General features: G+C 47.5%; 13 protein-coding genes. All 13 read right to left on the reverse strand.

The window, feature by feature from the left end:
• Nucleotides 1–37: 37 nt before the first annotated feature.
• The 13 genes from tssH to D3222_RS03555 are packed head-to-tail and all read right to left on the reverse strand — an operon-like array spanning nucleotide 38 to nucleotide 16,546.
• A complete protein-coding gene (gene tssH / locus D3222_RS03495; RefSeq protein WP_118984880.1) occupies nucleotides 38–2,620 on the reverse strand; it encodes a type VI secretion system ATPase TssH in 2,583 nt (860 codons plus the stop codon).
• Nucleotides 2,613–6,122 (reverse strand): type VI secretion protein IcmF/TssM N-terminal domain-containing protein, encoded by a 3,510-nt coding sequence (locus D3222_RS03500; protein ID WP_118984881.1) that lies wholly within the window; start codon nucleotides 6,120–6,122, stop codon nucleotides 2,613–2,615. The genes tssH and D3222_RS03500 overlap by 8 nt, the downstream gene beginning before the upstream one ends.
• A 15-nt stretch (nucleotides 6,123–6,137) precedes the next feature.
• Nucleotides 6,138–6,761 (reverse strand): DotU family type IV/VI secretion system protein, encoded by a 624-nt coding sequence (locus tag D3222_RS03505; RefSeq protein ID WP_232832383.1) that lies wholly within the window; start codon nucleotides 6,759–6,761, stop codon nucleotides 6,138–6,140.
• Entirely contained in the window at nucleotides 6,758–8,155 is a 1,398-nt protein-coding gene (gene tssK / locus D3222_RS03510; protein WP_118984883.1) for a type VI secretion system baseplate subunit TssK, read from the reverse strand. The genes D3222_RS03505 and tssK overlap by 4 nt, the downstream gene beginning before the upstream one ends.
• 12 nt (nucleotides 8,156–8,167) lie before the next feature.
• Nucleotides 8,168–8,821: a type VI secretion lipoprotein TssJ gene (locus D3222_RS03515; RefSeq protein ID WP_118984884.1), complete on the reverse strand. Its 654-nt coding sequence runs from the start codon at nucleotides 8,819–8,821 to the stop codon at nucleotides 8,168–8,170.
• An 18-nt stretch (nucleotides 8,822–8,839) separates the two neighbouring features.
• Nucleotides 8,840–9,907, reverse strand: coding sequence for a type VI secretion system protein TssA (gene tssA / locus D3222_RS03520; protein ID WP_232832384.1), 1,068 nt, complete (start codon nucleotides 9,905–9,907; stop codon nucleotides 8,840–8,842).
• 13 nt (nucleotides 9,908–9,920) lie between these two features.
• Nucleotides 9,921–10,220 carry a PAAR domain-containing protein gene (locus tag D3222_RS03525; RefSeq protein WP_173362525.1) on the reverse strand — a complete coding sequence of 100 codons (300 nt, stop codon included), beginning with the start codon at nucleotides 10,218–10,220 and terminating at the stop codon, nucleotides 9,921–9,923.
• A complete protein-coding gene (locus D3222_RS03530; RefSeq protein WP_118984886.1) occupies nucleotides 10,220–10,816 on the reverse strand; it encodes a DUF6931 family protein in 597 nt (198 codons plus the stop codon). The genes D3222_RS03525 and D3222_RS03530 overlap by 1 nt, the downstream gene beginning before the upstream one ends.
• Before the next feature lie 34 nt (nucleotides 10,817–10,850).
• Nucleotides 10,851–12,776 (reverse strand): type VI secretion system Vgr family protein, encoded by a 1,926-nt coding sequence (locus D3222_RS03535; RefSeq protein WP_118984887.1) that lies wholly within the window; start codon nucleotides 12,774–12,776, stop codon nucleotides 10,851–10,853.
• 24 nt (nucleotides 12,777–12,800) lie between these two features.
• Nucleotides 12,801–13,757, reverse strand: coding sequence for a type VI secretion system baseplate subunit TssG (gene tssG, locus D3222_RS03540; RefSeq protein WP_118984888.1), 957 nt, complete (start codon nucleotides 13,755–13,757; stop codon nucleotides 12,801–12,803).
• Complete coding sequence (tssF, locus tag D3222_RS03545; protein ID WP_118984889.1) at nucleotides 13,748–15,559, reverse strand: type VI secretion system baseplate subunit TssF; 1,812 nt, start codon at nucleotides 15,557–15,559, stop codon at nucleotides 13,748–13,750. Before tssF ends, tssG begins: the two co-directional genes overlap by 10 nt.
• A gap of 4 nt (nucleotides 15,560–15,563) precedes the next feature.
• Complete coding sequence (gene tssE, locus D3222_RS03550) at nucleotides 15,564–16,007, reverse strand: type VI secretion system baseplate subunit TssE (protein WP_118984890.1); 444 nt, start codon at nucleotides 16,005–16,007, stop codon at nucleotides 15,564–15,566.
• A 44-nt stretch (nucleotides 16,008–16,051) separates the two neighbouring features.
• Nucleotides 16,052–16,546, reverse strand: a complete 495-nt coding sequence (locus D3222_RS03555; protein WP_118984891.1) for an Hcp family type VI secretion system effector — start codon at nucleotides 16,544–16,546, stop codon at nucleotides 16,052–16,054.
• Nucleotides 16,547–16,578 lie beyond the last annotated feature (32 nt).

Raw genomic sequence — 16,578 nt, forward strand, 5'->3', positions numbered from 1 at the left:
GTAAGATAATAATAGCAGAGATGTGCTCTTACTACCCTTAGTTGATAATATTAGATGGTAATAGTTTCTTTTGGTCTGAGTGTAACTGTACTTGACCGTCTATAACATCCATCCAGACATCCTGATTGACTGGCACATCACCTAGTAACAATTGATCTGATAACAACGGCAGGACAAACTGTGTTAACAGGTTGTCAATTTCACGGGCACCGCTTTCCGCGATCTGGCACCCTTTAGCGATAAAATCCACCAACGTGTCGCTATAGTGCAATGCACATTGGGTTGATTGACGATAACGTGCGACAACTTTATTCAGTTTATGACGCACAATGGTATGCAGAATTTCGCCATGTACCGGCAGATAAGGAATAACCTGCAAACGGCCTAAAAATGCCGGTGTAAAAATACGTTGCAGCTCTGGTCGGATAATCTCCTGAATATCTTCCAGGGTGGCCGGGCGGTTTTCCCCCTGTTCTTTTACGCCGTGCATTGCCGCCCGCATTACCAAATCTGATGCTGCATTGGTGGTCGGGATAATCAGCGTATTGCGAAAGTTAATCTGTTGCCCCTCGGCATCTTCCATCATGCCTTTATCGAACACCTGAAAGAATAACTCCAGTACATCGGGGTGAGCTTTCTCCACTTCATCAAGTAACACTACGCTATAAGGTTGGCGTCGAACCGCTTCGGTTAATACACCACCCTGTCCATAACCGACGTAACCTGGGGGAGAACCTTTCAGACCAGAAACCGAATGGGCTTCCTGATATTCCGACATGTTAATTGTGATCAAATGATGCTCACCGCCATACAATTCATGCGCCAGCGCTAAGGCAGTTTCGGTTTTCCCCACACCCGAAGGCCCCGCGAGCATAAATACTCCGGTAGGTTTGACCGGGTCCGCCAGTTGTGCTTTAGCAATCCGAATTTGGCGTGCTATCTGGCTGAGTGCATGAGCTTGTCCCATGACCCGTTGGCCGAGACGGGTTTCCAACCGACGCAACACATCACGTTCATTTTCTACCATCCGGCCAAGGGGGATTCCTGTCCAACCGGCAATAATGTCTGCGACACAGGCGGCATCAACACAGTCAAAGACATAAGCGTGCTGATGGTGGCGCTGATGCAGTTCCGCACGTAACACGGGTAGCCGCTCGTCATGTTCTTCACAGGTGAGGATGTCATTGACCAACTGACGTTGAGCGTGATATTCAGGCAAAATTTCTGCCAGTGATGCCTGCAATTCGGTCTGACGCTGTGCCAATTTCTGTAACTGGGTTTCATGTCCACCTTCACGCAGTAGTGCTTCCTGCTCGCTAGCAATGTTTGCCAGCATGGCACGCAGATCTTCAATCGGCGCCGGTTCATCCGTCTGTGAAACTGCAACGCGAGCACAGGCGCTATCCAACAAGCTAACCGATTTATCCGGCAACTGACGTCCAGTGATATAACGGTTGGCTAACGTAACTGCTTCTGTGACCGCTTCTGCAAGCACTTTGACGCCATGATGTTTTTCCATTGCCGGTGTCATGGCGCGTAACATCGCGATTGCCAGCTCTGGCGAAGGTTCTTCAACTTTGATCACTTGAAAACGGCGGGCTAACGCGGCGTCTTTTTCAAAGTACTTCTTATATTCAGACCAGGTGGTTGCCGCAATCGCCCGTAATTCGCCACGTGCCAGCGCAGGTTTCAACAGATTGGCTGCATCGTTTTGTCCGGCTTGGCCGCCTGCGCCAATCAGTGTATGTGCTTCGTCGATAAACAGAATCACTGGTGTAGGATACCCCCTCACCTCATCCAATAATTTTTGCAAGCGGCTTTCAAACTCGCCTTTTACGCTGGCGCCCGCTTGTAACAGCCCCATATCCAACGTAAATAATTCAGCCTGCGCCAAAACTTTCGGGACACGGCCATCAACGATCCGCTGAGCGAGTCCCTCGATCAGCGCGGTTTTGCCGACACCCGCTTCACCAGTTAACAATGGGTTGTTTTGGCGACGGCGTAATAGCACATCAATTAATTGGCGAATCTCCCGCTCACGCCCTAAAACCGGGTCGAGTTTATTGTCACGCGCCGCCTGTGTCAGGTGATGCGTGTATTGCGCCAGTGCGGATTGAGTATTATCCCCGACAGGCGTCGTAATGTGTTGCGATTCCGTATGTGTCTGTGTACGCAACCACTGTTCTATTTCGTCGGTGTTACCCTGTAACGCTTGCTGTAACTCCGAGGTAAGTGAATGGTGCAGTGACGGATTCATGAGCAGTGCCACAATCAATGCCTGAGCGGTAATCTGTGATGCTCCCCAGTGAGTACTGGCGTACATCCAGGTCTGTTCTATCCATTCAGTCAGGCTGGTAGCCAGTACCGGCGGACGATGGTTACCACTGCGTAATAATGTCAGGGACCGTTGGCAGGCATTCAGCAATGTCATGGCCTCAATACCGCCGTGGTGACACACTTGTTGCATCGTCGGAAGCTGTTTTTCAAACAAAGCCAACAGCAAATGTTCAATTTCCACTTCATGATGGGTGCGCCGCACTGCCAGATTAACTGCCTCATCAAGGCATTGACGGGCTTCTACCGTTAATTTACTGACGATCTGTTTAAGATAATTACTCACTTTTCGGTTTCCTTGATTCGTTCCAATAGGTGGTGATCTGTGATGGCAAAGTAGAAAGGGTTCCTTTTGCTACTGTTGGTTCACTTAAATTTAACAACTGGCTATCCAGTCGGTTGCGCTGTTCCAACAACGCCGTCTGTTGTTGCTGATGTTGTTGCCACTGCTGATACAGTATTGAAACCGCTTTGCTTCCGCTGACCTGATAGCGCACAGTGATGTTATTGATACCCAGTGCGCTTAATTCATCGCGCCGCTGTGGGAACGCTTGTGCTGCCAGTGTCAGTTCGCCGCGGGAAAAAGTGTGCATAAATTTCAGCAAACCATCGGGGCCAACGTAACTTTTGCTTAATGTAAAGCGAGGAAAATAGACATCAATTTGTACTTTACCGCATGTTCCTGGGCTCCAATGCAGCGTCATGCTGTCATTGAAATTCATACTCTTAAGCTGCTGTACGCCATCATCACAACTCAACGTCACTGAACTCCCCACTGGCAATACCCTTGCCCCCCGGTTAGCGGTTGCCGGCTGACTGACAATTGTCACTTCCGCCGATGGCTTCTGCTCCTGTTCCGGTTCCTGATGTACCGTCGTCAGTTGCTGTTCGCTTTCCAGTAAGGCGAGTTTCTCTTGTAGGCGACGGCGAATATCCGATGTCGCTGAAAGTAGGTCATTCGGTTGAATGAGGTTATTGATATAGAAAATGAAATCGTCGCTAAACGGAAAGACCACATCTTCTATTTCCTGGCGCTTAATACCTTCTGGACGAATATCCAGCGCATACTCAGCGGTATCCCGTACAAATGCGTTACTGTATTCATACAAACGCGCGTTCAATTCCCGGCCATCAAACAGTTCCTGTCTGCTTAATTTCTCCATCGGCCAAATCACTTTGCTTTCCCACTGGGTTTGCAAGCGACTGGCGGCACTTAAGAAGGCGTAACGTAGTACCAGATGCGCATCACCCTGATAGAGTCGCCATAAGGTTTCATTTGCTCCTGCGTCTTGCTTGCTTTCGGTCTCATGGCGCCACAGGGTGAAACGGTTAAACAATGCGCGTAAACCGTTATCATTCAACTCTCCTTTCTCATTACTTAGCGCATTTTTAACCAATACCTCGGTTTCCATATCACTAAGCAACTCGCGTTGGCTATTTAACTGCACTGCTTGCCGGTAGGTGCGATAGCGCGTCAGCGCAGTGTCATCCAGTCGTACTGAGATCTGCGGTGAAATACCAAGCCATGACATGATGCGCTGGCGTAAAGAGAGGTTACCTAGCGAAACTCGTTGCATCACACTACTTTTTTGCACATAACCATGCAGTTGCCATAAGCGCTGCTGTGCCTGCAACCAGGACTGCTGATCCGCCTTTTCTACCGTGGATAAATCATGTTCTAACTGGGTCAGAAAGGCGATATAGGGACTGCCATATTGACCTGCTGCTAATACCAACGCTTGCCAGTTTTTCTTGCCTCGCACTAATGTTTCTCCCTGAGGCATAGCCTGGGCGAATGCGAACCATTCTGATTGGCGCTGATTTTGATATTGTTGATAGAATGAGCGCTGTAAAGGAGCAAAGAATGCCGGTCTGTTAAGGGCTTGTGCCAGTTCCCCCAAGGTTGCCTGAATATCTTGCTCGCCGGTTTGGGTATAAACACCACGAATACGTGCGTTAATTGTGGCAACATCATCGCTGGCAAGAGGCCAGAAATCAGCCAGCGTCAGCGAATGCGTTCCAGCCGGTTGTTCGTCGGCTAACAGCCATTGCCAGTTATTGCCATCTTCCAGTAGTGTCTGCAATACATTTTGCCACCGATCAAATTCTTGCTGTGCGTTGCCTTGGCGATATTGCGCCAGACGGAGTGCGACGCGTTGTTCTGCTGATAAAGGATCGTTTCCACCACTTAATAGTGAGGCTGAATAAGCAGGCATATGCTGTAACGTTTCCAGCGTAGCGCCATGCGCCATTGCCTGTTCAGTGTTAATGAAACGAGCCCAGTGTAAAGCCAACAGTCGTTTTTGCGGTGCTTCCGCGTGACGAAAACGTGCTAGCAAGTGTGTTGCTACCGATTTCGGGTTGAATACACCAACAGGTGCTTGTTGTTGGTACTGCCGAGCCATCCGTTGTTCCAGTGTATGGTTGACTGGATAAAAAAGCAGAGGTGACAGAGTTTCCTGTAACCAGTACTCAACTTGTTGATAGCGCAAGTAACTCCGTTCAAGGGGGTCTACTTCATGGATATTTTCAAGTTGCGTAACACCACGCCAGGTCGTCATCAGTGCGTTGCCTGCGCCGCATACCAGCATCAAAATCAATAGGCTAACCAATATGCGTTTGGTTAATGTCCGCCAGCCGGTCAGCAGTACGCTATTATTACGTTGATCTTGATTACGTTTAACTTGATCAGGCAGAGATTCTCCCAGCAAACGGTGGCTGAAAACGCCAGCGGTTTGATGTTCGGCGGTAAAAAACAGGCCACGTAGCAGGCCATGCTCCAGATAATGGTCTTGGTCGAACAGTGCATTCAGGTAGCAGCCTAGCGCTGGTTGCAGTTGGGCTATAGTTTCTGGTAATGCTAAGACTTCCGCATTGGGTTGCTGACGTTGCTGATTGAGCAACTTAAGGCGCATCATTTTTAACGTGTTAACAATGGTGTTCATACTCTTATCCAGCATGTCGGTGACATGACCCACCGTGTGGTGCTCGATAAAATCGCCTAGCAATTCAGCACGTTGTTCTACTGACAGTTGGGCGCACCAATGGTCAAATCCCGGCAATGTTTCACTATGAGTAAGGATCAACCAGATTGGCAAACGGCGTTCCAGACGTATCTGTAATGGTTCCAACTGCGCCCGTACCTGACGTGCAGCGATATAGAGCGCTCTATTGTCACTGTTGAGCAACTGTTCCACCGATAAGCAAACGAGTACACCAGCCGGTTTACGCACCTGCGCTATCCAGCGTATCAGCCGCAACCAGGCTTGCCGGTACAGGGATTGACCTTCGGTATAACGGCCGGAAACGACCATGTACATTGCCCGGCGGAAGAACCACCAGCGACAGGTAAAGGTGTTTGTTGCCAGCGACGGCGGATTTTTCCCCGTCATGGGCGCCACGTTGCAGTGTGTTAACAGCTTCTGTTTACCATTGCCCCGTTCCCCTACCACCAGAAACCAGGGTGGAACGGGACCGTTACGGTGTAACAGTGAGCGGAAGCGACGCCAACTTTGTAAATATCCTCCCTGCCACCAGTGCTGATAGAGTAAATATTCCAGACGGTTATTTCCTTTTCGCCAGAATGTATTTATCCAGCGCAATTTATTCATTATTTGCGGCATGAATGCAATTGCTACACGCAGCAATAATAACAGCATGAGTAGGCAAATAAATAATAACAAGCCACCTATTGTCGGCCATGAGAATGCCACCGCAATAGTTAAACTGAGTAATAAAAGGATAACCATCACGCTAAGCCAGCCAATGGCATAAAGTAATTTTTTCATGTTTAATTTCCGAGTTTATCGGCCAATACTTAATAAATAGACAGTGATGAAAATATAAATTAATATAATAGATGATATGAATAATATTAATTTCCTGCGCCATTTATGATTGGAACGCTTATTTTTCAACTTATTATCGTATCTATTCATTAATCGGTGATTTTCTAAAGAGAGATAACCACGCAACGTATCAGGAAGATTATTTAATTCTTGCTGGATAATATTGTGTAATTCCAGATTATCATGTTTGCCATAACGGCCATAAAATCCGGCAAGCAGACAAAAAACATAAACTAATCGAACCTGATAATTATCCGGTACTAACGCAGCAAGGCGATCAAAAAATGTATTTCCGCCCAGTTCGGCATCATAAAGCTCTGCTTGTAACGACGATTGGCGCCAAACGCCCAACTCTTTCTGACCTGCGCACAGAATGGCTTCGTCTGCCCAAACCACCACGGCGAAATTTGCCTCTTCGATATCTTGTGCCCCATAACCCTGCAAACGTGCCCTATTCCGCGCTTGTGTCAACTCAGCTAATACGGTTTGCCGCAGTGTTTCCGCTTGATTCACCTGCTGCTGGATCATGCGCAATACGCAAGTGAATACTGGAATATAACAATCCAATAACTGCATCATGATGCTCTCACTATAACGATTTCTGTTTGTAAATCGTCCGGCGCATCTGCCCAATGCACCGCTACACGTTTACTCTCTTCTACCTGCCGCCACAACGCACCGCGGTTTTCTACCCGGAAATAGCGAGTATTTGTCCGGTTAGGTAAACCATGTGGCGCAATTTCTTGGTAGTACAGACGTACACCGGGCAAAGCACGGTTAATAATGCTGTCGATCTGTTCCGCTGCCGCCAGTTTAATCAGGCGATCATCAGGAATTTCCCGCTCACGATGGGTAAAGCTGTCAGAGCGCAGTACCAAATAGAGCCGTTGCTGTTCATTGACGCCCGTTGCATTGAAAGCAGCATGATAATAACCGTGGCTTTCCTGTTGCAGAGGGATAACGGTGTTCGGTTCCAGCACCAGTGCATTAAGCAAATCGGCAACTGTCCGTTCACAACTATCAAGCGTTAGCGCCAAATCCAGATGCTGATATTTCTCCAGTATTTCTTCCCGCCCGTTCCACTGGCCTAAAAAGGAGCAACGGTCGGTAAAACAGGAAAGTTCGCTGATCAGTTGGCGCAATAAGCCAAAAATCTGTAAGGGATGAACATCTCTCGCCTCCTGAAAATGGTGCAACTGCACGACATAACGCGCCAGAGTCCGTAGTGTCAGCAATAATGTGCTTTTTTCTTGGGTATAAATTTCCCCTTCCAGCGTTTGCGGGCGTTTCAACTCTTCCAATTGATGGACACGCCCGGTTAATTCCTGACAAAGTTGAGCAATACGTTGGCCCAGTTGTGGCACGGCATAGAGCGTTAAACATGGTGGTAGATAGCGGTTATCCAGCGCGATACCGTCACTGGTGCAATGCAGTTGGCCCACCGGTAATAATGTGTAACCCGTTGCCTGAGCAATCTCATCGTGCAAGAAAAAACGTAAGTTATAGGTCAGTTGTTGCACTTCTGCTTCCGGCCCCTCGCCAAAAGCATCCCGCATACGCTGTTCTTGCGGCCATGTTACCCAACGACTGGTGATATTACCGACACTGTTGGCATCTGTGATGCCGGTGACGTTACTCTGATTGTGGCTGAACATACGCAAACCAACGTAAATGCGCTGCGGTTTGTCTCGTACCCGCCAGCAATCCCGCAATGATCGGGCACTGAGTACGCCATTGACATCACAATCCACGTAACAACCATCGGGAAAAATAAACTCGGCATGATGAACACTCAGTATTTCATCACTTAGCGCGGCCAGATTGAATGCGAGTTTCACCACACCAAAAGCATAAGGCTGAGTCAGTAACTGATAACGCCCTTGCCAATATTCATTTCGCAATTCATGGGCTTGAAAGTGTTGAGGCTGTAAATATAATCCTGAATACCAATATATCGGTTTATGTTCAAACATAGTGTTACTTCCTCAACGAACTTCGGTCACGGCTGAATTTTCTGCCGTTTGTCCGGGGAAAATCACCGCATCTCCCGTGTTACCCGCGGAGAAATCACTGCGAATAATGGCATAACGCCCTAGCGTCAGATTAATGTGCATGGGAACAAATTCAGCGCTCCAGGATCTATTCCACCAACCGTGTTGCTCAAGGCGCAGCGGCAGTGATAATACTCGCGTATGAGGACTATCTGGCGCCGGGTAATAACCCGCAATTAATGCGATATAACGCGCTTGTTCCGCTCTGTCGATATGTAAAGATACCGATTGCCCCGGCATCATTACGTAATTATCCAACTGTAATATATGCTCTGTTGCACCGGTGCCGGCAAATAAATTGCGTAATAACACCGGATTAGCCAGTAATTTATCTAATTGTTCACGTTTCTCCGCTTGAGCAATTAATATTGTGCAACTGTTTGATATGTTATTAAAAACATTCAGTTGTGGAACTGCGGTTATTCTTAAGTGAATGGCATTGCTGGCATAAACTGGTTTGGCTTGTTCAATTGCCTGCAAGCGTTTTTCATCGTTGGAAGTAGAATGACTGCAACCATTTGTTAAAAGAAGCATTGTCAATATTAAAAAATGGCGTTTAATGACGCTATGAAAATTCATGTTATTCATTTTGCTCTCTATTTATGATCATTTTATTACGCGCATAATTTCCTGTAGCGCGGAGGTGTTTTCTGACATCATTTCTTCCAGCCATTCGGCCATGCCCATATTTGCCCAGCGTGCTGCTCGTTCGATTAAATAAGGCACTGGGCTGGTAGGTTCATTTTGGCGAAAATAATTGGCGATATTGATCAATTGTCTAATGGCGATAACGCGCATTTCATGGTGCGCCCGACCTTCTGTTAAAAAAGCCGTATTTATGTCATTGGGTGCATTTTCTCCTACCGCTATTTCTTCATTGCTATATTCCTGAGTTAATTCCGGGGTCACCATTTCACGAAACCGTTCGATTAAGGCCAGCAGATCTTGCAATCGCTGCGTACTGGCACTCATGCTGTTACCGGCATCGGGCAATTGCTCCCCCATGATTTTTTGCAGTTCTGCTAATGCCTTATTAACTTGTTCAGCTCGCATCAGCAATTGGTTAAATTGTTCGGCTGGTGTAGTGCGAATACTGCCGTCGCACTCAGCGATACCGAAATAACCATCACTGATCAAGGCACTGCGTAATTCGCTATTAACGGCAACGCGTTGTTCAAAATATTGCACGCGTTGCCAGACGACCAAGCTCAATTTGCCATCATCGGTCAATGTCAGATTGTCCAATTGTTTTACCAATTGCTTATCCAACCAGCTTAACCGGCCAAGACGAGCATCCGCACTGTTTGTCTCTGTATCATCCAGCGGCGGGTAAAGTACCGGCCAAAAAGCCTCCAGTAGATGGGTAAGTAATGTGATACCGCTACTAATACCTTCCAGGCCATACAGTTCCCCTTGCGCTTGGGTTAGCCAGCAGGCTATTTGCAAGTCTTTGCTCTGTTTTTCCAGCACCTCTTGGCATAACGCTGAAACCCGTATCCAATCAGCCTGACGGGTTTCATATCCCCATGCGTCGTCCCGGAGAAAATCATCGTCGGTTTCGCGCGCGGCGTTTATCTGCTCAAAAATAGGTTCGTATTCGATATCGCACCCCGCTGGTTTGTCAGCAGCAATGGGCTGTAAAAAACGTGCGATATCTGTTTGAGCTAAGTTCACAGTGGCTTCCATTTCAAGCAATAATCACTAATGGGTAGCCAGTGGTAATCGTGCCGCCATGTGCGCACAGATCGCCGAGTCTGGCTGCGGGCCGTCCACCGATCAATACTGTTGGGCTGCCCATGACCACGGTATCCGGTGGCCCGACGCACACCAACATTGAGCCCATTGTTGCCGCTGGTAATCCACCAATCAGCACCGTCGGTACACCTGGCGGCATAATCGGTCCGCCTACATGTGGCACCGGAGGTACCGCGGGCGACACCATTGGACAAATATGCATATCACCCACACGGGCGGCTGGCATTGGCATCATTGCTCTCCTGATAATGTGGCTTCATGGTACAGATAATTTTTGCGCCCCTGATCTTGTGACGGTGGCAATTGCCTTAGTTGGCCGTGTGCTAGTTGAAAAAATTGCTCAACGTACCGCATTTGTCGTTCCGGCTGTTCGCCATGAACGTGCAATATCAAGCACAACGTATCGGCTAATGCCGCCAGTGACTGCCCCGGTTGTGGATAGACAGCTTCCAAATCCGGGGTGGTCATGCTGCCTTCACTCCAAAAAACGGAAAGCACCAGACATGAGATTGGGTTATCGAACCCGACTGTTTGTGCCTGTTCGAACAATTCATGACGCAGAGGATCTCCACCATCAACCCGCCAGCGTCGCACTTGTTGCAACAGCAATCGCTGTTCTGGCATCAGATCGCGTTCATAAACGCAGGAGATAAATGTCAGTGCCAGCTCCAGAGCCTGAGTGTAAGGCAACATAAAAATGGTGTAGCACACCGCGTCTTGCCACAACATTTCCTTATTGAGCACCGATAGATTCTGTTCATGTGCCGCGTGTTGTTGTAGTACCAATTCCGCCTGTGGCGAAAGTTGGCAGTGTCGTAATTTAGCCATAACTACAAACTCTTATTATTCATTGATCCTGCTATTAACCAATTTTGGTCAAAGTTCCTTTCACCATGGCAATGCCGGTCGCATCCATCTGAACAATGCCGCCTTTTAGCTGCGCCATTGCACTGCCTTCTACTTTTACCGTGGTTCCGGTTAATTCCGCCATGCCGCTGCTCTTCAACGCCAATTTTCCCGAGCCTTCCACCATGACAGATGGGGCTTTGATGGTGATCCCGGCCGGGGTAATCGATAATTGGCTAGCGCCGACTTTCAGCTCAATGCCCTGATTTGCCGTAATCGTGCATTGCTGACCCACATTGATGGTGGCATTGCCTCTGGATACCGCCAGCTCATAACTGCCTGCGCTCAAAGTTAACGTGTCATTGCCCTTTTTAATTTGGGTGTTGCGTTTTTCTTGGATTTCCCATAACACGTTGCGATCGATCTGCGCCGAAAAATCATTTTTCACTTTCAGGCGCATATCTTTTTGTGAGTGAAGCAAAATAAATTCTTCACCTTTCTTATCTTCGAAACAAAACTGATGTCCTTGTTGCACCGTGCCTTTTGCACTACTGCGCGTCGTAATCCCACTTTGGGTTTTCTGTCCCGGCAGTGTGAATGGTGGCATCTTCACCCCGTTATAAACCGTTCCGGTCACCAGCGGGCTATCCGGATCGCCATCGATGAAACTCACCAATACTTCACTGCCCACGCGTGGCACAAATTGTGCGCCAAACTTTGCGCCATTCCAGAACTGACTGACACGTATCCAGCAGGAGCTGTCATCATTTTTTTTATGTTCTTTATCCCAGTGAAACTGGATTTTGATGCGCCCCTGTTCATCAGTATGGATCTCTTCCGATGTCGGCCCCACCACCAACGCGGACAATACGCCGGAAATGTAGGGCCGCGTAACAGAAGGATGCGGGCGAAATGTTTTATTCGCCGGAAATAAGGTCACTTGAGACGAAAACAGTAATTCGCCTTCCTCCAGGTTGTTCTCGGCTTTTAATCGCTGGTGGCCCACCGCATAACGGCCATCGGCACTGGTGTGCCCTTTCAGGGTAAACTGATGCCCCACTTGTAAACTGGGATAACTGTTAACGGCCCGTGCGTAATAGGACTGTGATTCCCATTGTTCCATGCACAGCGTTGCCTGTACTTCCAGTTGATTACGTTCCTCCTGACGTCGATCATCATAGATAGAAAGCTTGGGATTGGTAGAATAGCCGCTGTTCGCCTTGGCACTGGCACTGATTGCCGCGGCACTTTTAACGTTATAACCATTCATTTCCGCCGTACCTGGAATCATTGTGCGATAAATATGCCAGGCGCGTAGCCCATAACCCTGCTGATCACCCACTTTCGATTGATATGGCAATACCGCTAAGGGCGCGTTAATAAACGTCGAAGGGTGATCCGCTAATACCAGTACGTGCCGCCCCTCTTCATGGCGAAAGAAATAGAAAATCCCCGCTTGTTCCAGTTGACGCGTCACAAAGTCAAAATCTGATTCCTTGTATTGCATACAATATTCAAGCTTCGGATAACGACTTTTTAGCGCCAGTTCAACGTCGTTAAACCCACGTTTACGGAAAATATCACATACCATATCCGGCACACTGATGCGCTGATAGACGCGCAAATTATGGGTTAATGTCAGCATTTTCAACCAGGGTTCAATACGTGCTTGATAACAAAACTGGCCGTCGCTAAAACCTTGTTGCTGCAATTCAGTCAATAGGCCATGCACAATGCGGTGATTCGGCGCTTCACCCAGACGAAATGCCAAAGGCTTACCGATATGAGACTCCAGCTTATCCCAGTCTGCATTGGAATAGAGCTGAGCAGAAAATGAATAAGGCCGCGACAGGTGCTCTTCACCCTCTATTTTGTTCAGTGCCACAATATCTGACAGGCTACCGATAACCTGTAAAAAACGATTCTTTTGCCCTAACAGCATCTTTTTATTACCTGCATTTTTGCTTTAATTTGCATAAGGACCCGTACATTCGGCCAAATAAATACGCTGAATATTGCTCTCGTCGGTATCCCCCATACAACCGTCCCACCCCAACTGACGGCTGCCATTTAATACATTGCCTTGCCCACTATGCTGTACCAACAATTCCAGTGAAAAGGAGAGCAACGGCCCGGCAAATTGCCACACCCATTGTGTCAGTTTGCGATGTTGTTCATTTCCCGGCATAAAAGCGGCGCGGTGCCGAGCGGCAAACGGCCCCAACTGAATATGAAACCCGGATTGAATATCCCAATAAGCGCGACCCAACATCGGGTTATCGCCTAATAAACTGCGGCCAAGACAGCAACAATGCGCCTGTTCAGCATATTGCCAGCGCCCTTTAAAAGGTTGGATGTTGACCGCCATACTAAATTCCCGCTGCAACAGATGTTGCAAATTCACCATTGAGCGGACTGGTGTTGCCAGTAATCCGGCACAAGCTGGATGAGAGCGCTGTATTTTGTTTTCCATCAATTGGCCGGCAACCGCTGGAATGACTGCCGGTAAAGCCCGATGGGTTTGTAACTCTGTATTGATATATAACCGGTATTTCTGCCATGCCTGAAAACGCAGGCTAAGCAGGCGATGAGTAAAAATATCAATAAATGCCTGAGCTGATTCGTCGCCATAGCGGTAACGCCTATCAATCAGCCATTCGGTGTAACGTAACGGTAATGCGCCAAGGGTTCCTAATAGACCAAAGTGATGTACCGCCATGCGATACTGCTCATAACCCTCTTGCGGTGGTAATAGCGACTCGATTTCCCTTTCCGGCGCATCTAATGTCAGTACCGAGCTGAATTGCACCACATCATCAGGGGTGATTGCCGTTTCTCCCCGTCGGCGACAACGTTTGAGCAGGCGACGTACATTTTGATAAAAACGGCCGCCAGCTAAACGCAGCCTATTTTCTATAGCCATGTCAGCCTCCCACTGCGACGTGGCCAACGGCGGGTACTATTATTAACTGTCTCTAGCTGTGTTACGGTCTGCGTAAAGCTGTTAATTGGCGCATACATTGCGATAAAACGCTCTAACAGGCTGCAAAATAGATAAAAATCCACAAATTCCCCGGCTTGTGCCTGAAATGTCAGTGTCACCTCCAGCCCCTGTGCCAGAGAATAGGGATCGGCGGGATTCAGGCGTGCACTCACCGGCGCAATAGCAATCTGCTGTAATTGTGCAATCAACCGTGATATGGCGGGATCGCCAAGCAAGTTGTAGAGTTCTAGCGCCTCTTTTAAGCATTGAACCCCCTGCGGACCACTCAGTAGCATTTGGTTCAAATTGAGTTGTGATACCAACCGCCAGTTTAATGCACTATTGGGTTGTGGACGTACCGGCAATCGAGGACGGATCAATCCCAGAATTTTTACCCCTGGCAACGCGCTTTCTGGTTCGAAATCGCCATCAGGATGACCGTTGCTCAACTGCCGCGGTATATCACGGTTGGTACAGGTCAGGTTCAGGACCACCACATCGGTTTCAGGTTTCAGATGTTCGCCGTTGCTATCAGAAAAACCGATAAACATATTCATCCCCAGATCGTTATGCCTGAGTGAGGGGCGCGGCGTTGCCTGCCAAAATAACGGGAACTGTTCGTCAGACTGTGTATGTTCAATACCAAATAATGATGGCACTGGTTTGGAACTTAATTGTTCCTGTTGACGGCTGACAATCTCGACTTGATTGATGGTATAAACTTCCATACTTTGTGGGCGACGCGCATCCGGTTGAACCAGATATTCATGTTCCGTTTCCAGTGGAATAATCGGTTCCGCCTGGTGAGAAAACAAGTTGATGATAGGGACGCAATTGAGCCGGAAGGTTTCATTGCTGACTTTATCGCTCATACGTTCAATACGGCGCAATGCGGTGCAATCCTTAAGCCGGAAACGATATTGCAACTCGCCTGATAAACTGGTGATCAAACCGGCATCTGGTAACGGAATATCCAGGAATAGGAACTTTTCTGGGAAACTGAAATAATCACGAAATAAGTGATGAACCGGATTTATCAATGGATCATCAGTGCATAAGTTATCTTGCGGATCAAAGCCCACCACCTGAACACCCCGACTATTCAGGTTGAATGTACGCTCGCCCAAACGACATTCCAGTTGCTTAACTTGCGCCGACAACAATTCATACAAACTGTGGGTCAGCACCGGTGCGCCATGTAAGTACAACCGGATATATTTCGCCTGAAAGCTGGCGCCCGGCCACAGGGTAAAACTTAGCGTTAAGATAAAGTCCCGATCATAAGGGTCTGGTATCAGTTCTGCGTGCGTTAAATCTAATGGCAACATCTCCAGCGGATATACAGTGCGGAAACGACAGGTCACATCACCTACCGGTTGAGAAATCAACGGAGTATGCCGCGCTACCGTCATCATTCCGGTCACACCGGATGCTAATGGGTCCTGTTGAAACTGCACCAACGATACCGACGGTACTTGACGTAGAAATTGTGGCGCCAGTACCTCCAACATGGCGTTGCTGAGTTCCGGCATATCTTCATCAATCCGCTGATGGATTTTTGCTGTCAAAAATGCAAAAGATTCCACCAGCCGTTCTACATGTGGATCTTCTGAAACGCCTTCCGCGAACCCAAGACGTTTGGCAATTTTGGGAAAACGCTGAGAGAAAGCAGCGCCATATTGTCTTAAATAACTTAATTCCCGGTTGTAATAAGTCAGTATTTTTTGTGGTAATAACATCATCTTGTTATTTATCCCATGAAATTGAATAGGTATAGGCGGTACTGTTCCATGAGATAGAAAACACCACTTGTTCGTTGAAGAAAATTCCACTTACCCAGAAGATTATATTTTCTGGCGTGTTTTTTTGTAATGTAATCACGACATTTTGCAAACGTGGTTCGAACCAGGAAATAGCTTGGTAAATATTATTGCTTAGTGCATCAATACGTTCATCATCGGAAATATCCACATTAATGACATCGGAAACGCCATAATTTAAAACTGATTTCGGTAACTCACCAAATAAAGGGGAAATTTCAGAAATCGGTCTTGATGAAAATAACATACTCAAATCATAAATCAGGCTTTGTACAACTTCCTGACGTGACCAGACAAGTGTGATATCCCGTTTTTCATCTTGTGGGTAATCATCTTTCAGGCGATGGAGTAATGAAGGTTGAATCATCATATTTTTCCGGTTAGAAATTGCCGGCCTTTGGCCGGCAATAAAAATTACTGTTTCTTGTTCTCGATAAGATCCCAACCTTCTGGACCGACTTTGTTGCCTTTGGTGCCGTCTGGGTTGAGTGGTGTGAATGTCCATTTAATTTTGGAATAGGTGATGGAAATCTGTTCTTGTGGGAATGTACCGCCACGTGTACAGGTTTCATGAATATCAGAGATAATACATTCTTCCATTTCAACTTCCGCGTAAGGGTGCATTTCCCCTTTGAAAATCGTACAGATTTCCAGTTTCACTTTCTTAATCGCGGTACCTTGTGCCACGGCGGACAGTAAGCCAATAGAACTGGTATCCATCACCTTCACACAGTCAATGGTACGGAAATCCGCTGTACCAGCGGTAATTTTACGTTTACCACTGTCTGCAATACGTGCGTGGTTAAACACACCAAAATTGACATGCTCCAGCTCAATCCACTCTTTGTGTTTGCTGTCGGTACTCTCACCTTTAATACTATCAATTTGTAAAAAAATTGAAGAACTCATAATTAACTACTCCAGTTAGTTGTAATAAATAG

Origin of the sequence: Photorhabdus sp. CRCIA-P01, from assembly GCF_003545805.1 — a bacterium.
Taxonomy (GTDB): domain Bacteria; phylum Pseudomonadota; class Gammaproteobacteria; order Enterobacterales; family Enterobacteriaceae; genus Photorhabdus; species Photorhabdus antumapuensis.